Origin of the sequence: Amycolatopsis sp. lyj-23, assembly GCF_046549135.1 — a bacterium.
In the GTDB taxonomy this organism is placed as follows: domain Bacteria; phylum Actinomycetota; class Actinomycetes; order Mycobacteriales; family Pseudonocardiaceae; genus Amycolatopsis.
The window spans coordinates 207,480-224,800 of sequence record NZ_JAJPWN010000008.1; the positions used below are offsets into that span (position 1 = coordinate 207,480).

The following is a 17,321-nucleotide window of genomic DNA, read 5'->3' on the forward strand; positions in this document are numbered from 1 at the left end:
ACATTACGCGGCGTCGGCACCCGTTCGGTCGGTGAGGCAAGCCTTAGCCATACCCCGGGTACGGTGCTCACTTCGGCCGGCGGCGCGGGGGCGGGGTCGCCCGGGCGTCACCGGTGATGACGAAGCGCGGCTTGGGGGCTTCGCCGGTGTCACTTTCGGCCTTCTTCTCCCCCACGGCCCGGTTGAACCCCTCGGAAATCTCGTCGACGAGCTTCTCGCTGTGCCGCTCGTCCTTGCGCTGGATGCCCACCGCCACCTCCTGAGGAAATCCGTTCCCGCGACCTTCACCGCCTCCGTCACAATCTAGCGGTGAACGCGCTCGAACGGCTCGAAGTCTCCTGCAGCAGAGCATGGCCGCCGCTGGTGGAGGAACCCCTAGGTGAGTGGTCTCTGCGCTGGGCGGCCGGGTTCACCGGCCGCGCGAACAGCGCACTCGCCGTCGGCGACCCCGGTCGCGGGCTCGGCGACGCCCTGGAGGCGGTGTGTGACTTCGCCCACGGCCGAGGCATCGCCCCGATGGTCCAGGTGGTCCGCGACAGCCCGAACGAGCGCGCGATCGCGGCCGCGGGCTGGGTCCCGGCGGCCCACCACGGCGCCGGCCACGAGGTCGCCGTCCTCACCGCCCCGCTGCGCCCCGCTCCCGCCGTCCCGGACGTCTCCGTGCGCGACGAGCCGGCGCCGGAGTGGTGGGAGCTCGCGTTGCGCCCGGGCGAGGACTCCCCCGCCGCGCGGCAGGTCCTGGCCGGCGGGAAGGTCGGTTACGGCGTCGCGACGGCCGAAGGCGCTCTCGCCGGCGTCGTCCGGGGCGCACTGGTCGAGGACTGGCTGCACGTCGGGCGGCTCGAGGTCGCCCCGGCCTTCCGCCGCCGCGGGCTGGGATCCGCGCTGATGGGCGCGGTGCAGGCGTGGGGTGCGGAACACGGGGCGGCCCGCGCGGTGTTGCAGGTCGCGGAGGGGAATTCGGGCGCGCTCGCGCTCTACGCGGGGCTCGGCTACGCCCCGCACCACAGATACCGGTACTGGGTGCCCGCACCCGGCTCGTGCGAGGATTCGACGTCGTGAAGATCGTGGTAGTGGTCGGCGGAGTGGGCGGGGCCCGCTTCCTGCTGGGTGTCAAGGCAGCGCTGGGCATGGCACCGGAAGGTGCCTCCGAGAGCGAGCACGAGGTGACGGCGCTGGTCAACACCGGCGACGACGTCTGGATGCACGGGCTGCGGATCTGTCCCGACCTGGACACCTGCATGTACACCCTGGGCGGCGGCATCGACGAAGAGCGCGGCTGGGGGCACTCGGGCGAGACCTGGGTGGTCAAGGAGGAACTGGCGGCCTACGGCGCCGAGCCGACCTGGTTCGGCCTCGGCGACAAGGACATCGCCACCCACCTGATCCGGTCGCGGATGCTGCGCGCGGGCTACCCGCTCTCGGCGGTCACCGAGGCGCTGTGCGACCGCTGGCAGCCCGGTGTCCGGCTGCTGCCGATGTCGGACGACCGCGTCGAGACGCACGTCGTGATCGACGACCCGGAGGAGGACGGCCAGCAGAAGGCCGTCCACTTCCAGGAGTGGTGGGTGCGCTACCGCGCCGAGCCGAAGGCGCATTCGATCGTCGCGGTCGGCAACGACGAGGCCAAGCCCGCGCCCGGGGTGCTGGAGGCGCTCAAGGACGCCGACGCCGTGCTGTTCGCGCCGTCGAACCCGGTCGTCTCGGTCGGGACCGTGCTGGGTGTGCCCGGCGTCCGGGACGCGCTGCGCAAGACGTCCGCCGGGGTCGTCGGGGTGTCGCCGATCATCGGCGGCAAGGCGCTGCGCGGGATGGCCGACGCGTGCCTGACCGCGATCGGCGTCGAGACGTCGGCCGAGGCGGTGGGACGGCACTACGGCTCCCGCAAGGACGGCGGCGTGCTCGACGGCTGGCTGATCGCCGAAGGCGAGACCGCGGACGTGCCGGGCGTGACCGTCCGCGACGTGCCGCTGCTGATGTCCGACGTGGACGCGACCGCGGCCATGGCCCGCGCCGCTCTCGAACTGGCTGGAGCCCCTGTTGAGTGACCACGCTTCCCCCAAGCTGGAGATCCTGCCGGTCACCGGGCTGCCGGAGTTCCGGCCGGGCGACGACCTGACCGGCGCGATCGTGACCGCCGCGCCCTGGCTGCGCTCCGGTGACGTCCTGGTCGTGACCAGCAAGATCGTCTCGAAGGCCGAGGGCAGGCTCGTCCGCGTGCCCAGCGACCCCGAGGCCCGCGACGCCGAACGCCGGAAGCTCGTCGAGCAGGAGGCCGTGCGGATCGTCGCGCGGATCGCGCGCACGGTGATCACCCAGAACCACCTGGGGATCGTGCAGGCCGCGTCCGGGATCGACGCGTCCAACGTGGCCGGTGACGAGGTCGCGCTGCTGCCCGCGGACCCGGACGCCTCGGCGCTCGCGCTGCGCAACGGGCTGCGCGAGCGGCTCGGCGTCGAGGTCGCCGTCGTCGTCACCGACACGATGGGCCGCGCCTGGCGGATCGGGCAGACCGACGCCGCCATCGGGTCTTCGGGCCTGCGCGTGCTGCACGCCTACCGCGGGCAGATCGACGGGCAGGGCAACGAGCTCGCCGTCACCGAGGTCGCCGTGGCCGACGAGCTCGCCGCGGCCGCCGACCTGGTCAAGGGCAAGCTGGGCGGGACGCCGGTCGCGGTCGTGCGCGGGCTCTCGATCGAGGACGACGGCTCGACCGCCCGGGACCTGGTGCGCCCGCTGGAGGAGGACCTCTTCCGGCTCGGCGTCAACGAAGCCGTCGCGCAGGGCCGGCGCGAAGCCGTCCCGGTCCGGCGATCGGTGCGGCAGTTCGCCGACGAGCCGGTCTCGCCCACCTCGATCCGGCGGGCGGTGGGCTCGGCGCTGACCGCCCCCGCGCCGCACCACACGCACCCGGTGCGGTTCGTCTGGCTGCGCGACTCCGGCGTCCGGAAGAAGCTGCTGGACGCGATGCGCGAGTCGTGGCGGGCCGACCTCGAGTCCGACGAGTTCACGCCGGAGCAGATCGCGAAGCGGCTCAGCCGGGGCGACATCCTCTACCGGGCCCCCGAGATCGTCATCCCGTTCCTGGTGCCGGACGGCGCGCACACCTACCGCGACGACCGCCGCAACGACTGCGAGAAGACGATGTTCACCGTGGCCGGCGGCGCCGCGGTGCAGGGCCTGCTGGTCGCGCTGGCGGCCGAGGGCCTGGGTTCGTGCTGGATCGGGTCGACGATCTTCGCCGCGGACGTCGTCCGGGACGTCCTGGGCCTCGACGAGCGCTGGCAGCCGCTGGGCTCGGTCGCCGTCGGCGTGCCGCTGTCCGAGCCGGCCCCGCGTGAACCGGCCCTGGCCGGGGAAGGACTGCTGGAGCTGTGAGCCTGCACGCGGACGCCGTCGCGACGCTCTCGTCGTGGCGGCCGGCGGTGGCGTCCCAGGAGTCGCTGCGCCAGGCGTTCCTCGGTTTCCTGGCCGCCCGTCCGGACAGCTGCCGGCGCTCGTGCGAGGCCGGGCACCTGACGGCGTCGGCGGTGGTACTGGACCACACGGGCACGCGGGTGCTGCTCACGCTGCACCCGCGGGTCGGACGCTGGCTGCAGCTCGGCGGCCACTGCGAGCCGTCGGACGTCTCGCTGGCCGGGGCGGCGCTGCGGGAGGCCACCGAGGAGTCCGGCGTCGCCGGCCTGCGGATTTCCGCGGAGCCGGTGCACCTGGACGTCCACCCGATCACGTGCTCGCTCGGGGTGCCGACGCGGCACTTCGACGTCCGCTTCGCGGTGCAGGCCCCGCCGGGTGCGACGCCGGTGCGCAGCGACGAGTCCGACGACCTGCGGTGGTGGCCGGTGGACGCGCTGCCGCCGGGTTCGGAAGATCTCGCCGATCCGGTGAATGCCGCGATTCCTGTCGGTGCCGGGCGATAACCTGGTCCGCGGACAGGGAGGGACCACATGGCCACGCAGTTCCCCGAGCGGGTGCACATCCACACCAGCAGCGGCGGTGGCGACGGGGTGTTCGGTTACATCGTCGTCGGCCTGCTGATCCTGGCGATCATCGTGTTCGTCGTCGTGGTGGCGGTTCGGGTGTCGAAGATGCGCCGCGAAGGGGCGGTGAAGAACGGCGGCCCGTTCCCGCCGAACCCGAACTTCCCGCCGCAGCAAGGGTTCGTGCCACCGACGCCGGGGTTCACGCCGCCTGCGCCGGGGTTCACGCCGCCTGCGCAGGGGGGCGCGCCGGCTTCGCAAGGCTTTCCGCAGCCTTCGCAAGGGTTCGCACCGCCTGCGCAGGGTTTCCCGCAGCCTTCGCAGGGGTTCGCGCAGCCGCCCGGGTACCCGCCTTCGCCGCAACAGGGGTTCCCCCAGCAGCCGGGGTATCCGCCGGCGCCCGCGCAGTACGCGCCGCCGGGTCCGTCGTTCCCGCAGCAGCCGCTGCCGGGGCCGGGAGCGGGTCCGCAGAGCTGGTGATCGTCCCCTTCGACAGCGGTTCGCCGGTCCCGCCGTACGAGCAGGTCCGGTCGGGGCTCGCGACGCGCATCAACGACCGGAGCCTGGCCGTGGGCACGAAGCTGCCCACGGTCCGGCAGCTCGCGGCCGACCTGGGCATCGCCCCGAACACGGTGGCTCGCGCCTACCGCGAGCTCGAAGAAGCGGGCCTGATCGAAACCCGCGGCCGCGCGGGCAGCTTCGTCGCGGCGGCGGGCGACCAGACCCGCCGCCGCGCCCAGCAGGCGGCGGCGGAGTACGCGAAGACGACCCGGAAGCTCGGCCTCGACGACGCGGAGGCCCTGTCGATCGTCCGCGCGGCACTCGACGAGGGCAGCGGCTGACGGCGAGCGTCCGCCGCTGCTGGTGATCGGCGCCATCGTCGCGGTGGCGGATTCGGCAACCCGAAGGCCGGGTATCCGCAGCCGGGATATCCGCTGCCGCAAGGGTTTCCGGGCGGGCAGTCGCCTTATCCGGGTCAGCCGGGCGGGTTTCTTCCGTCTGGAGCAGCAAGCCCGCGGCCGCGCCTCACATCGCGCGGTAGTCGCGCAGCTCGATCCGCGGTCCGAACCGCGGCCGCGTGTACCCGGCCGCCTCCAGGTACCGCACCGCCCGCTGCCGCTGGGGTGCGTACGGCGCCAGCACTTCCGCCATCCCCGTGTCGTCGAGCTTCGTGCCCAGCACCGCGTTGCCCACCATCGACGGGATGTTGTAGTCACCGAAGCTCACCGCGTCCGGGTCGCCCCACGCGCGCTGGGCGACCTCCGCCGCCGTCCACACGCCGATGCCCGGGACCTGGCGCAGCCAGTGCCGTCCCGCCAGCCCGCCCAGCTCCACCGCGCGCTCCAGGTGGGGCGCGACCAGCGCCGCGTTCACCAGGGCCGTCCGGCGCTTGATGTCCACCCCCGCGCGGTGCCAGTGCCAGTCCGGCAGCCCCCGCAGCACCGCCGGCGTCGGCGGGACGCGCAGCCGCTCGGGGCCGGGGCCCGGCGCGGGCGCCCCGAACCGGCGGCACAGCTCGGCCCACGACCGGATCGCTTCCTTGCCCGTCACCTTCTGCTCCAGCACGGCGAGCACCAGCCAGTCCCACACCACCCCGGTCGCGCCGAGCCGCAGGCCGGGGTTCGCCCGGCGGGCCCGCGCGACGACGTCGTGGTGCGCGACGAAGCCCGAGTCGTCGTCGTTCGCGCCCAGCAGCGCCGGCATCCCGCTCAAGAGCCGGTCCTTAGCCTCGCCCCAGGCCGCGGCCTCGATGCGGCCGTCCGCGTGGCGGCGCAGGGCGAGCGTGCCGGGGCCGTCCGGGGTGTTCGACGCGAGCCAGGTGATGCCGCGCTCGTCGGTCAGGATGTTGAGGGACCCGCGCCCGCGCTTCAGCGGACGCAGGACCCGGTCCAGGTCGACTTCGAACGCGGGACGCCAGAACATCGGCTACGCGTCGCTCGAAAAGCGGACGGATCCGTCGGGCAGCACGACGTCCGGCCAGACGCGGGCGCCGTCCAGGAGCTCGCAGCCGGCCCCGACCGACACGCCGTCGCCCAGCACCACGCCGCGCAGCACCGCGCCGGCGCCGACCCGCGCGCCGTGCCCGAGCACCGAACGCTCGACGACCGCGCCCTCCGAGACGGCCGCGCCGTCGAACAGCACCGAGCCGTCGATCTTCGCGCCCGAGCCCACGACGGCGGCGACGCCGATCGTCGACCCGCCGGACAGCTGCGCGTCCTCGGCCACCGACGCGCCGTCGAGCACCAGGAAGTCGCCGGGCCGGCCGGGCAGCGCCGACGTCGGCGCCAGGCCGCGCACGAGGTCGGCCGAGCCGCGCACGAACGCTTCCGGCGTGCCGACGTCCAGCCAGTAGGAGGCGTCGACGAACCCCTGGATGTGCGCGCCCTGCTCCAGCAGCTGCGGGAACGTCTCCCGCTCCACGGACACGCGGCGCCCGGCCGGGATGGCCTCGATCACCGGACGGCGGAAGACGTAGCAGCCGGCGTTGATCTGGTCGGTCGGCGGGTTCGGCGACTTCTCGAGGAACGCCTGGACGCGGCCGGTTTCGTCGGTCGGCACCGACCCGAACCGGCTCGGGTCCGGGACGCGCTGCAGGTGGAGCGTGACGTCGGCACCCGACTCGTGGTGCACCCGCAGCTGCTCGCCGAGGTCCGCGCCCGACAGGATGTCGCCGTTGAAGACGATCACCTGCTCGGCGCGCAGCTTGTCGTAGACGTTCCGGATCGCGCCCGCGGTGTCGAGCGGCTCGTCCTCGACGACGTACTCCAGCTCCAGGCCGATGGCCTTGCCGTCGCCGAAGTACTCCTCGAACACCTCTGCACGGTAACTCGTGCCCAGGACGACGTGCCGGATGCCGGCCTCGCGGATGCGGGAGAACAGGTGGCTCAGGTACGGCGTCCCGGCGGTCGGGAGCATCGGCTTCGGTGCCGAAAGGGTGAGCGGGCGCAGCCGGGTGCCCTTGCCCCCGACCAGCACGACGGCGTCGACAGCGTCGCTTCGGACCTCGGACGTCACGGAAATCTCCTCTTTTATCACGCACCGCTGAGCGACAAGCCGCGGGAAACCCTGACGGAGGTCGCCCGGAGGGCCTACCCTAGACAGGAAACAGGCGGGCCTTTCCCCAGAGGGCCCCGGGTCAGTCGGGAGGCCGAGGGGATGGACCCCCGCGATCGGGCGGACGCCCTGCTCGCACGAGCCCAGGCGCGCGGTGCGTTCGTCGTGACACCCGACAGTGCGACGTCACCGATGGATTCGTCGAACACCCAGCAGATCCCGCGCGCGCAGATCGACGGGCTCGACCGCAGCAGCGACCCCGACACGACCACGCAGCTGCCCGCGTCGCTGATCGAGGAGAACGACCACCCGCTGGCCGGCTCGGCGCCGACGCGGCGGATGGAGGTCCGAAGTGGCCGCCGCCCGCAGCAGACCACCCCGCTGAAGACGCCGTCGCCGACGACGCCGATGGCCGCGCCGCTGTCCCGCCGTCCGCAGGCCGAGCCGATCACGAGCCCCCTGAAGGAGCCCGATCCGGAGGACACCGGCCTGGTGCCGACGGTGACGCAGAACATCGGCAAGTCCGACCTTTCGCGCCGGCTCGACGGGATCTAGCGGGTTTCCAGCTTCAGCCGCAGCGCGAGGCCGAGCTTCACGGCGGCCAGCACCGGCTTCCAGGCGAGCCCCTGGTGGCGGTCGGCGAGGTAGCGGTAGGCACTGGCGTGGTGCGCGGCGAGCATCTTCTTCGACGCCTGCGACGTCGAGTGCCCGCCTTCGTGCGTGACCCGCGCGGACGGCGCGTAGACGTTCAGCCAGCCGGCCTTGCCGAGCCGGTCGCCGAGGTCGACGTCCTCGAAGTACATGAAGTAGCGGGTGTCGAAGCCGCCGACGGAGTCGAACGCCTCCCGCCGGAACAGCTGGCACGACCCGGAAAGCCAGCCCGAGACGCGCTCGGCCGGGGCGCCGGTCTCCTGCCGGTACTGCTTCGTCCAGGGGTTGCCGGGCCAGACCTTCGCGAAGGCGGCGTGCCCGATCCCGCGCCCGAAGGACGGCAGCAGCCGCGCCGAGGGGTAGACGGCCCCGTCGAGATCGTGGATCAGCGGCCCGAAGGCACCCCCACGCGGCCACCGCTTCGCGACGTCGAGCAGCGCGTCGAGCGACCCGGGCTCCCATTCGAGGTCCGGGTTGACGACAACGACCCACCCACAGGAGTCATCGAGCTCGGCGACCCCCCGGTTGGCGGCGGTCCCGTAGCCGACGTTCTCCCCGATGCTGAGCAGCTGCACGTTCTCCCGGCCGTCGACGACCTGCTCGAGGGCCCCCTCGACGGACGCGTTGTCGGCGATGACCACCTTGACCGGGCGCTCGGTGGCCTTCTCGAGGGTGTCGAGGAACCGCTCGATGGTGTCCTCGGAGAAGTAGGTCACGGTCACGACGCCGACATCGTCGCCGTAGCGGGGTTGCTCAGTCACCCGGCCATTGTCCACGCGTCACACACGGTGAATCGGGTGCCCCGCAGCCGGTGACGGCGGTCCAGCAGCCCAGATGCTGGAGCGTCACGCTAAGTGTCAACCCGAGCGCTCAGGGTGCCAAGGCTCGCGAGATGATGCCGCGATGACGGTGCATGCCTTCGTCGACGAATCCGCCCGCGGTGGCAGCTACCTGCTGTGCGCGACGATCGTGGAACCGGCACATCTGACGACGACCCGGCGCGCGTTGACGTCGCTCCTGCTACGAGGAGCTCGCGAACTGCACTTCAAGAAGGAAAAAGAGCCTCGTCGCCGGATGCTGATCGACCGGATGGCCGGGATGCCGATCACGACACGGCTCTACCACGGAACCTGCGTGCCCAAGACCGAAGAAGATGCCCGGCAACGCTGCCTGACGCTCCTCGCCGAGCACCTGCTCGGTCTCCAGGCGCACCGGCTGGTCCTCGACTCACGCGATCACCGTGACGGACACGATCGGCACACCCTGCAGCGCGCGCTGGGATTCCGCCCGTCCAAAACCGAACTCACCTACGAGCACGTCGATTCGACGGCCGAACCGCTCCTGTGGATCTCCGACGCGGTGGCCTGGTGTTCCGGCGCGGGTGGCGACTGGCGTCGACGTGCCGAACCGCTGATCGCAGTGCGCTTCGAAGTGTGAGGGCAGCGAAAAGCCCGCGAGACGACCGTCCGGACGCGTCACGGGCTTTCATACTCGGCCCCACAGGGACCTCGCACCCCGACGATACCACCCTTCGGTCACGGGATCAGCGGTTGCGGAGGTGGCGCGACCAGGCTTTGGCGTACGCCTCCCGGTGCCGCTCCGCGGTCGTGGCCCACGAGAACTCCTTCGCGCGCTGCTGCGCCGCCGTGGCCAGCTCGGCGCGTCGTCCCGGGTCGTCCAGCAGCTCGCCCAAAGCAGCTGCCACATCGCCCGCGCCCACGCCGCAGTACGCCACCGCGTCGCCGCCCACCTCCGGCAGCGACAGCCGGCGCGTGGTCAGCACGCACGCTCCGCACGCCATCGCCTCCAGGACCGGCAACCCGAACCCCTCGCCCAGCGACGGGTACGCCACCAGTTCCGCCCCGCCCAGGAACCCCGCCAGCGTGCCGAACGGCAGGTAGCCTGCGCGGATCACGCGCAGCCGGTGCGGGACCGCGTCCAAGGCGCGCTCCACCTGCGTGTCCCAGCCCGGCTGGCCCGCCAGCACCAGCGCGGGTGCGTCGCGGCGGCCGGCCACCGCGCGGGCGAACCCGCGGATCAGGGCGGGCACGTTCTTCCGCGGCTCGAGCGCGCCCAGGAACGCCACGTACGGCGTCCGGCCCAAGCCCACCGCCGCCCGCGCGGCCGCCACTTCGGCCGGGGACGGCGGGTGGAAGCGTTCGGTGTCGACGCCGTGGTGGATGACTTCCAGCGAGGCGTGCCGCACCTGACCCACGCGGGACAGCTCCGCGGCCGTCGCCGCCGAAGGAACTACACACAGCGTCGCGCGGCGAAGCGCCGTTGTCGTCCACGCGCGGAAGAAGCGGGCCTTGACCGACAAGTGCAGCACGGCGTCGGTGAAGAAGGTCGCGTCGTGCAGCGTGACCACCGAAGCGGCCGACGTCGCGAGCGGCATCGTGTAGTGCGGCGAGTGGACGACGTCCGCGCCGAGGCGGCGCGCCAGCCGGGGCAGGGTCGCCTGTTCCCAGGTCAGCCGGGCCGTGCGGGTGGTCGTCGCCGGCGAAGCGGGCACGACGCGCGAACGCGGCGCCAGCCGATCGTAAAGCTGCAGGTCACGGGGCTGGCAGACGACGGTGATCCGCGCCCCGTCCGCATCGAGGGCGGCGACGAGCGAGTCCACGTACCGGCCGACCCCACCGCGGTCCGCGGGAACCGCGGTCGCATCGATCAGCACGCGGGGGTCATCGCTCACCCCTGCAGGGTACGGCGGCGACCCTCCGTCATGGTGAGGAACTGGCAAACCCGCCTGGTGGCAGGCTCAACCGTGCGCCCGGCGGTGGCTGGCCCAACCCGCATCCGCCACCCGAACGAGCGAGCCCACCCGCCGCAACTGCGACAACCCGGCCGATGACGGCCCCAGTCACGCAGCCAGATGATCGACCGCCAAGACAGCCGCCGCGCCGGCTCCACCGCCCACCACGACAACCGCGCTCAGTCGTGCGCCCGGCGGTGGACGGCCCAACCCGGCGGGTGGCGCCCCCAGTCATACGCCCAGGCGGTCGACCGCCAAGACAGCCGCCGCGCCAGCTCCACCGCCCACGACGGCAACCGGCCTCAATCGTGCGCCCGGCGGTGGCTGGCCCAAACCGAACGAGCGAGCCCACCCGCCGCAACTACGACAACCCGGCCGGTGACGGCCCCAGTCACGCAGCCAGATGATCGACCGCCAAGACAGCCGCCCCGCCGACTCCACCGCCCACCACGGCAACCGACCTCAGTCGTGCGCCCGGCGGTGGATCGCCCAAACCGCCTCCGCCGCGCGCCGCCACGTGAACGCGCGCGCTCGCTCCCGGCCTGACCGCACCAAACCCGCCGCCACCGTCGGGGAGCCGAGGACTTCCCGCAGCGCCGCCGCCAGCGCCGCCGCGTCGCCGCGCGGGACCACGACTCCGGCGCCGCCCGCCACCTCGACCAGTGCCGGGACGTCGGTGTGGACCACCGGGACGCCCGCCGCCATCGCCTCCAGCAGGCCCAGCCCGAAGCCCTCCGCCAGACTCGGCACCGCCAGCGCGCCCGCCCGGCGCAGCACCGTCGCCAGCTCGGCGTCCGACACCTTCCCCAGCATCCGCAGGCGCTCCGCGGGGAGGCCGCGCTCGCGAGCCAGCGCCACCGGGTCGATGCCGCCCCAGCCCGGCTGGCCGGCCAGCACCAGCGCCGTGCCCTCCAGCGCCGCGACCGCGTCGACCAGCACGTCGATGCCCTTGCGCGGCTCGATCGTGCCGACCGCCAGCACGTACCGGTCCGGGAGCTCCAGCTCGGCCGATCCCGTCGGCACCCGCACGCCGTGCGGCACCACGCGCACCGGGACGTCGACGTCGATGAGCACCGCCAGCTCGTCGGCCACCGCCCGCGTCGGCACGACCAGCCCGGACGCCCGCCGCGCGGCCCGCGCGATCATCGAGCGGTGCCAGCTGACGCCGCGGGCGGTGAGCGTCTCCGGGTGGGTCCACGGCACGGTGTCGTGCACGGTCACGCTCAGCGTCTTCCCGGCCGGGGCCCGCGGCGGCGCGAACGGCGTCGGCGCGTGCACCGCGTCGCCGCCCGGCCACCAGCGCAGGCCCAGCTGCCACGCGGCGACCAGCGCCCGCGGCGGGATCCGCAGCACCCGGGGGCCGTCGACGCCGTCCAGCCGGGCCGCGCCGACGTCGGCGTGCCGCGCGACGACGCTGGACACCGTCCAGCCCGGCGGCGCGGTCTTCGCGAGCGCGGGGAGCAGCTCGGCCGTGTAGCGCCCGGTGCCACCCGGCACGGGCGCGAGGAGCTGCTCGGCGAGCACGACCAGTTCGGGCACGCGGCTATTGTGCGGGACGTGACCGCGAATCCCGCCACCACGGTGGTAGTCGTGACCTGGCGGGGTGCCGGGCACATCACCGCCTGCCTCGACGCGCTCACCGCCCAGACGCGTCCACATCGGACGCTCGTGGTCGACAACGCCTCCGACGACGGCACCGCCGCCCTGCTCGCCGCCCACCCGGCCCGCCCCGAGGTGCTCCGCCTGCCGCGCAACACCGGCTACGCGGGCGCCCTCGCCGCCGCGCTGGAAAAGCTCGGAACGCCGCTCATGGCGTGGCTGAACGACGACGCCGAACCCGCGCCGGACTGGCTCGCCACGCTGGAGGACACCCTCGAGAAGGCGCCACTGGCCGCCGCGGCGACGTCCCGGCTCGTGCGCGCCGACGGCACCACGCAGTCCGCCGGCGTCCGGCTGACCGCCGACGGCCACGGCGCCGACCTCACCGAGCCGGCCGGCGAGGTGTTCGGCTTCTGCGGCGGCGCGGCCCTGCTCCGCACCGACGCCCTGCGCAGCGTGCACGGCGTCCCGGCGAGCTTCTTCTGCTACTACGAGGACACCGACACGGCGTGGCGGCTGCGGCTGGCCGGGTGGGACGTCGTCGCGGCGCCGGACGCCCGCGTCCGCCACGCCCACGGTGTCAGCAGCGAGCTGGGGTCGAGGGCGTTCCACCGCTGGAACGAGCGCAACCGGCTGCTCATGCTGCTGCGGTGCGCGCCCCGCGGCGTCGCGGTGAACCAGCTGGTCCGCTTCGCCGTGTTGACAGCGGTGCTGCCGCTGCGTCCCGGGCGGCCGGCGGCGGCGAACTTCTCCCTCGGCCTGCGCTGCCGGGTCCTCGCCGACGTGGCCGCGCGGTTACCTGCGACGTTGCGGATGCGCCGCAAGATCACCCGCCGCGCGGCGCTCGGCCGAGGCGCGGTCTGGGAGGCGTGGGCGGGCCTTTAAGCTTGCTGGCATTCGACGACAGGAGCTGGCTTTGGCGCAGGGGGATCCGCAACCGCTCGTCTCGGTGATCGTGGTCAACTACCACGGCGCCGACGACACGATCACCTGCCTGCGCGCGCTCGCCGAGCACGACTACCCGGAGCTCGAGCTCATCTGCGTGGACAACTCGTCCGGGGAAGACGAAGCCGCGCGCATCCGCGAGGCCGTTCCGCAGGCCCAGGTCGTCGCGGCCGGCCGCAACTCCGGCTTCGCGGGCGGCTGCAACCTCGGGGCGAAGCACGCGAAGGGCACCGTCCTCGCCTTCCTCAACAACGACGCCCGCCCGGCGCCCGGCTGGGTCTCCGCCGCCGTCGCCGAGCTGCGCGCCCAGCCCGGCGTCGCCGCCGTCGCCAGCAAGGTCGTCGACTGGGAGGGCACCGGCACCGACTTCGTCGACGGCGGCCTGACCTGGTTCGGCATGGGCTACAAGCGGCACGCGGGCTCGCCGCTGGCCGACGTCCCGGCCGCCGAACACGAGGTCGCGAAGGACGTCCTGTTCGGCACCGGCTCGGCGCTGTTCGTCCGGGCGAGCGTGTTCGCCGAGGTCGGTGGCTTCGACGAGCGGTTCTTCATGTTCTACGAGGACGTCGACCTCGGCTGGCGGCTCAACCTGCGCGGCTGGCGCGTGCGGTACGTCCCGGCGTCGCTCACCCACCACCGCCACCACGGCACGATGGCGGCGGTCGACGCGCCGGAAACCGGCCGCGAGACGTTCCTCCTGGAGCGCAACGCCCTGGCCGCGCTCTACAAGAACCTCTCCGACGAGACACTGGCCCGCGCGCTGCCCGCGGCACTCGCGCTCGCCGTGCGCCGGGCCACCGCCCGCGGTGAGCTCGACGCGACCCAGCTGGACCTCGAACACGGCGGTGCTCCTTCAGGCCCGATCGAGACCGGCGACGTCGCCATCCCCCGCACCACGCTCGCCGGGCTGCTGGCCATCGACCAGTTCGTCGAGCAGCTGCCGTCGCTGGCCGAGTCCCGCGCGGCCGAGCAGGCCGCCCGCGTCCGCACCGACGCCGACCTCCTCCCGTTGCTGCGCAAGGCGCTCGAGCCGGCGTACCCGCTGCCGCGTTACCTGGCCGCGCACGACATCCTCGTCGAGGCGTTCGGCATCGAACAGGCCTTCGGGCAGCGCCGGAAGGTCCTGGTGCTCACCGGGGACGCGCTCACCGAGCGGATGGCGGGCCCGGCGATCCGCGCCTGGAACATCGCGCTCGCGCTCGCCGCCGAACACGACGTCCACCTCATCACGACGAACCCGCTGGCGACGCCGCCGCCCGCGCCGTTCCGGGTCAGCGCGGGCAAGCACCGCGAGCTGGACGCGCCGATCGCCTGGGCCGACGTCGTCGTCCTGCAGGGGCACGTGCTGGAACTGGCGCCGTCGTTGAAGAAGCAGCACAGCGGCAAGATCGTCGTCGCCGACCTGTACGACCCGATGCACCTGGAGCTGCTGGAGCAGGGCAAGGGCGTCGCCGACGACCGGCGCGCGGCCGACCTCGCCGGCGTCACCCGCGTCCTGGACGCCCAGCTCGAACGCGGCGACTTCTTCCTCTGCGCGTCCGAGCGGCAGCGGCACTTCTGGCTCGGGCACCTCGCCGCGATGGGCCGGCTTTCGCCGCGCCTCTACGACGCCGACCCGACGACGCAGTCGCTGCTCGCCGTCGTCCCGTTCGGCCTGCCCCCGGAGCCGCCGGTGCGCACCGGGCCGGGGCTGCGCTCGTCGCTCGGCATCGGCGGAACCGACCACGTCGTGCTGTGGGCGGGCGGGGTGTACAGCTGGTTCGACCCGCTGACCCTGGTCCGCGCGATCGAGAAGCTGCGCCGCCGCCGCAGTGACGTCCGGCTGGTCTTCCTCGGCATGAAGCACCCGAACCCCGAGGTCGCCGAGATGGACATCGGCACGCGGACGATCCGGCTGGCGGATTCCCTGGGGCTGACCGGGAAGCACGTCTACTTCAACGAGCAGTGGGTGCCCTACCACGAGCGCCAGAACTGGCTGCTGGACGCGAACTGCGGCGTCACCACGCACTACGAGCACGTCGAGACGACGTTCGCGTTCCGCACCCGCGTCCTGGACTACCTGTGGGCGGGACTGCCGATCGTCACCACCGACGGCGACGCGTTCGCCGACCTGGTCCGGGCGGAGCGGCTCGGTGTGGTCGTCCCGGCCGAGGACGACGCTGCCCTGGCCGACGCGCTCGAAAAGGCGTTGTACGACGAGGAGTTCGCCGCGGGCTGCGTCGAGCGGCTCGCCGTCGTCGCGCAGCGGTTCGCCTGGCCGGAAGCGCTGAAGCCGCTGGTCGAGTTCTGCCGCGACCCGCGGCCGGCGGCCGACCGGCTGCCCGGGTCGGCCGACCTGGTGACGACGCCGCCGGTGCGCGGGCGCGCGATGCTGCGGCGGGATCTGGACCTCATCCGCGAATACCTCGACGCCGGCGGCCCCGCGGAGCTGGCCCGGCGCGTGGGTGGTCGCGCGGTGAAGGTCGCGAAGCAACGGCTCCGCCGTGGCTAGGTCACTGCGCGTCCTCCTCGACGGCACCCCGCTGCTCGGCGCGCGCACCGGGATCGGCCGGTACACGGCCGCGCTGAGCGAAGAACTGGTCTCGATCCCCGAGGTCGACACGCGCGCGGTGGCGTTCACGCTGCGCGGCTGGCGGCGGCTGCGGCACGTGCTCCCGTACGGCGCCCGCGCCCGCGGGATGCCGGTGGCAGCAAGGCTGCTGCGGGCGGCGTGGCTGCGGTCGGACTTCCCGCCGGTGGAGCTGTTCGCCGGCCCCACCGACGTCGTGCACGGCACGAACTTCGTGCTGCCGGGCCGGTTCCGCGCGGCGGGCGTGGTGACGATCCACGACCTGGCGTTCCTGGACAACCCGGCGGAGCTGGCCCCGAGCGACCGCGGCCTGCCGGAGCTGGTCCGCCGCGGCGCCCGCCGGGCGAACGTCATCTGCACCCCGACGGCGGCGGTGGCGGACGCGGTGGCGGAGCGCCTCGACGTGTCCCGCGAAAAGATCGTGGTGACGCCACTGGGCGTGAACCCGGCGTGGTTCACCGCCCGGCCCCCGGACGACGAGCGCCGGGCGCGGCTCGGGCTGCCTGCGCGCTATTTGCTGTTCGCCGGGGCGGCGGGCCCGCGCAAGGGCCTGGACTGGCTGACCCGCGCCCACGAAGCGGCGCCCGACCTGCCGGACCTGGTGTTCGCGGGCCCGGGCCCGTTCCCCCGCGGCGCCCGGCGGTTCCGCACCGGTTATCTGTCCGATGTGGACCTGCGCACGGTGGTGGCCGGCGCATCGGCCCTGGTGCTGCCGTCGCGCGACGAGGGCTTCGGCCTACCGGTGCTGGAGGCGATGGCCTCGGACGTCCCGGTGGTCTGCACGGACATCCCGGCGTTGCGCGAGGTGGCGGGCGAGTGCGCCAGCCTGGTCCCGTACGGCGACGTGGACGGCTTGGCGGAGGCGCTGCGAACGGCGGTGACGGACCCGCACGCGGTGGCGACCTCGGCATCCAGGCGAGCACACGCGGCGAACTTCACGTGGCGCACGTGCGCGGAGCTGACGGTGGGCGCGTACCGGCTGGCCTCAGGACGCCACTGAGCCCTTGTAGGCGGCCAGGACCTCATCGAGCGGACCGGCCCGGCGGATCCGGCCTTCGTCCATCCACAGGGCGTCGGTGCACAGTTCCTTGAGCAGTTCGTCGGAGTGCGAGGCGAACACGAGCAGACCGGACCGCCGGGCGAGGTCCACCAGCCGTTCGCGGGCCTTGGCGAGGAAGGCCGCGTCGATCGCGCCGAGACCTTCGTCGAGGATGAGGATCTCGGGATCGATGGTGGTGACCACGCCGAGCGCCAGCCGGACGCGCATGCCGGCGGAGTACGTGCGCAGGGGCAGGTGGAGGTAGTCGCCGAGCTCGGTGAACTCGGCGATGTCGTCGACGCGCGCGGCCATCTGCGCGCGGTCCATGCCGAGGAACAGCCCGCGGATCAGGATGTTCTCCCGGCCGGAGACCTCCGGGTCGAGCCCGACGCCGAGGTCGAACACGGGCGCGATCCGCCCGGCGACCCGGGTGCTGCCCCGCGTCGGTTCGTAGATGCCGGACAGCAGCCGCAGCAGCGTGGACTTCCCGGCCCCGTTGTGCCCGACGAGCCCGACGCGGTCGCCTTCGCCCAGTGACAGCGTGATGTCCCGCAGGGCCTCGATGACCGGCGTCTTCGCCCCGGTGCCGATCTTCCCGCCGACCTTGCCGAGCACCCGTTTCTTCAGCGACCGGGTCTTGGCGTCGAAGATCGGGAAGTCGACGTAGGCGTTCCGCACTTCGATGCTCACCATGCTGCCACCCCTCCGCGGTCGAATGCGAACGCAAGTTAT

The 17,321-nt window shown here is 73.4% G+C and carries 18 protein-coding genes; 11 read left to right on the forward strand and 7 right to left on the reverse strand.

Annotation, left to right across the window (positions count from 1 at the left end):
- Nucleotides 1-67: 67 nt before the first annotated feature.
- Entirely contained in the window at nt 68-250 is a 183-nt protein-coding gene (locus ACLJPY_RS21370) for a hypothetical protein (protein ID WP_410590863.1), read from the reverse strand.
- Nucleotides 251-309: 59 nt separating this feature from the next.
- Between ACLJPY_RS21370 and ACLJPY_RS21375 the strand changes: the two genes are divergently transcribed.
- Genes ACLJPY_RS21375 through ACLJPY_RS21400 form a run of 6 tightly spaced genes read left to right on the forward strand, consistent with a single transcriptional unit; the run spans nt 310 to nt 4,822 of the window.
- Nucleotides 310-1,062, forward strand: coding sequence for a GNAT family N-acetyltransferase (locus tag ACLJPY_RS21375; protein ID WP_410590864.1), 753 nt, complete (start codon nt 310-312; stop codon nt 1,060-1,062).
- Complete coding sequence (gene cofD, locus ACLJPY_RS21380; RefSeq protein WP_410590865.1) at nt 1,059-2,048, forward strand: 2-phospho-L-lactate transferase; 990 nt, start codon at nt 1,059-1,061, stop codon at nt 2,046-2,048. The genes ACLJPY_RS21375 and cofD overlap by 4 nt, the downstream gene beginning before the upstream one ends.
- On the forward strand, nt 2,041-3,378 hold the full coding sequence (locus ACLJPY_RS21385) for a coenzyme F420-0:L-glutamate ligase (protein ID WP_410590867.1): 1,338 nt from the start codon (nt 2,041-2,043) through the stop codon (nt 3,376-3,378). Before cofD ends, ACLJPY_RS21385 begins: the two co-directional genes overlap by 8 nt.
- Nucleotides 3,375-3,920 carry an NUDIX hydrolase gene (locus ACLJPY_RS21390; RefSeq protein WP_410590869.1) on the forward strand — a complete coding sequence of 182 codons (546 nt, stop codon included), beginning with the start codon at nt 3,375-3,377 and terminating at the stop codon, nt 3,918-3,920. Before ACLJPY_RS21385 ends, ACLJPY_RS21390 begins: the two co-directional genes overlap by 4 nt.
- Nucleotides 3,921-3,947: 27 nt before the next feature.
- Nucleotides 3,948-4,460, forward strand: coding sequence for a hypothetical protein (locus ACLJPY_RS21395; RefSeq protein ID WP_410590870.1), 513 nt, complete (start codon nt 3,948-3,950; stop codon nt 4,458-4,460).
- A complete protein-coding gene (locus ACLJPY_RS21400; RefSeq protein ID WP_410590871.1) occupies nt 4,457-4,822 on the forward strand; it encodes a GntR family transcriptional regulator in 366 nt (121 codons plus the stop codon). The genes ACLJPY_RS21395 and ACLJPY_RS21400 overlap by 4 nt, the downstream gene beginning before the upstream one ends.
- Nucleotides 4,823-5,006: 184 nt before the next feature.
- Here ACLJPY_RS21400 and ACLJPY_RS21405 read toward each other — a convergent pair whose 3' ends face one another.
- Both ACLJPY_RS21405 and ACLJPY_RS21410 read right to left on the reverse strand, forming a co-directional pair.
- Nucleotides 5,007-5,903: a DNA-3-methyladenine glycosylase family protein gene (locus ACLJPY_RS21405; RefSeq protein WP_410590873.1), complete on the reverse strand. Its 897-nt coding sequence runs from the start codon at nt 5,901-5,903 to the stop codon at nt 5,007-5,009.
- Nucleotides 5,904-5,906: 3 nt separating this feature from the next.
- Nucleotides 5,907-6,995, reverse strand: coding sequence for a sugar phosphate nucleotidyltransferase (locus ACLJPY_RS21410; protein ID WP_410590875.1), 1,089 nt, complete (start codon nt 6,993-6,995; stop codon nt 5,907-5,909).
- A gap of 141 nt (nt 6,996-7,136) precedes the next feature.
- On the opposite strand from ACLJPY_RS21410, the gene ACLJPY_RS21415 reads away from it, so the two are divergent.
- The gene (locus tag ACLJPY_RS21415; RefSeq protein WP_410590877.1) at nt 7,137-7,589 is read left to right on the forward strand and encodes a hypothetical protein; all 453 of its coding nucleotides are present in this window, start codon (nt 7,137-7,139) and stop codon (nt 7,587-7,589) included.
- Here ACLJPY_RS21415 and ACLJPY_RS21420 read toward each other — a convergent pair.
- The gene (locus ACLJPY_RS21420; RefSeq protein WP_410590878.1) at nt 7,586-8,446 is read right to left on the reverse strand and encodes a glycosyltransferase family 2 protein; all 861 of its coding nucleotides are present in this window, start codon (nt 8,444-8,446) and stop codon (nt 7,586-7,588) included. The two genes, ACLJPY_RS21415 and ACLJPY_RS21420, sit on opposite strands and share 4 nt — an antisense overlap.
- Nucleotides 8,447-8,588: 142 nt before the next feature.
- Here ACLJPY_RS21420 and ACLJPY_RS21425 point away from each other — a divergent pair, with 142 nt between their 5' ends.
- On the forward strand, nt 8,589-9,122 hold the full coding sequence (locus ACLJPY_RS21425; protein WP_410591250.1) for a hypothetical protein: 534 nt from the start codon (nt 8,589-8,591) through the stop codon (nt 9,120-9,122).
- Nucleotides 9,123-9,228: 106 nt separating this feature from the next.
- Here the strand turns inward: ACLJPY_RS21425 and ACLJPY_RS21430 are convergent, their stop codons facing one another.
- On the reverse strand, nt 9,229-10,359 hold the full coding sequence (locus ACLJPY_RS21430) for a glycosyltransferase family 4 protein (RefSeq protein WP_410591252.1): 1,131 nt from the start codon (nt 10,357-10,359) through the stop codon (nt 9,229-9,231).
- A gap of 540 nt (nt 10,360-10,899) precedes the next feature.
- Entirely contained in the window at nt 10,900-11,976 is a 1,077-nt protein-coding gene (locus tag ACLJPY_RS21435; RefSeq protein WP_410590879.1) for a glycosyltransferase family 4 protein, read from the reverse strand.
- 9 nt (nt 11,977-11,985) lie between these two features.
- Here ACLJPY_RS21435 and ACLJPY_RS21440 point away from each other — a divergent pair, with 9 nt between their 5' ends.
- The 3 genes from ACLJPY_RS21440 to ACLJPY_RS21450 are packed head-to-tail and all read left to right on the forward strand — an operon-like array spanning nt 11,986 to nt 16,550.
- Nucleotides 11,986-12,921, forward strand: coding sequence for a glycosyltransferase family 2 protein (locus tag ACLJPY_RS21440; protein ID WP_410590881.1), 936 nt, complete (start codon nt 11,986-11,988; stop codon nt 12,919-12,921).
- Between the two features lie 31 nt (nt 12,922-12,952).
- Nucleotides 12,953-15,472, forward strand: coding sequence for a glycosyltransferase (locus ACLJPY_RS21445; protein ID WP_410590882.1), 2,520 nt, complete (start codon nt 12,953-12,955; stop codon nt 15,470-15,472).
- Complete coding sequence (locus ACLJPY_RS21450; protein ID WP_410590883.1) at nt 15,465-16,550, forward strand: glycosyltransferase family 4 protein; 1,086 nt, start codon at nt 15,465-15,467, stop codon at nt 16,548-16,550. Before ACLJPY_RS21445 ends, ACLJPY_RS21450 begins: the two co-directional genes overlap by 8 nt.
- Here the strand turns inward: ACLJPY_RS21450 and ACLJPY_RS21455 are convergent.
- Nucleotides 16,536-17,282 carry an ABC transporter ATP-binding protein gene (locus tag ACLJPY_RS21455; protein ID WP_410590885.1) on the reverse strand — a complete coding sequence of 249 codons (747 nt, stop codon included), beginning with the start codon at nt 17,280-17,282 and terminating at the stop codon, nt 16,536-16,538. The genes ACLJPY_RS21450 and ACLJPY_RS21455 overlap by 15 nt on opposite strands.
- Nucleotides 17,283-17,321 lie beyond the last annotated feature (39 nt).

Bases quoted from the DNA above. Each gene is read 5' to 3' on its own strand.
- ACLJPY_RS21405 (WP_410590873.1), bottom strand. From the start codon at position 5,903: ATGTTCTGGCGTCCCGCGTTCGAAGTCGACCTGGACCGGGTCCTGCGT.
- ACLJPY_RS21415 (WP_410590877.1), top strand. From the start codon at position 7,137: ATGGACCCCCGCGATCGGGCGGACGCCCTGCTCGCACGAGCCCAGGCG.
- ACLJPY_RS21455 (WP_410590885.1), bottom strand. From the start codon at position 17,282: ATGGTGAGCATCGAAGTGCGGAACGCCTACGTCGACTTCCCGATCTTC.
- ACLJPY_RS21395 (WP_410590870.1), top strand. From the start codon at position 3,948: ATGGCCACGCAGTTCCCCGAGCGGGTGCACATCCACACCAGCAGCGGC.
- ACLJPY_RS21425 (WP_410591250.1), top strand. From the start codon at position 8,589: ATGACGGTGCATGCCTTCGTCGACGAATCCGCCCGCGGTGGCAGCTAC.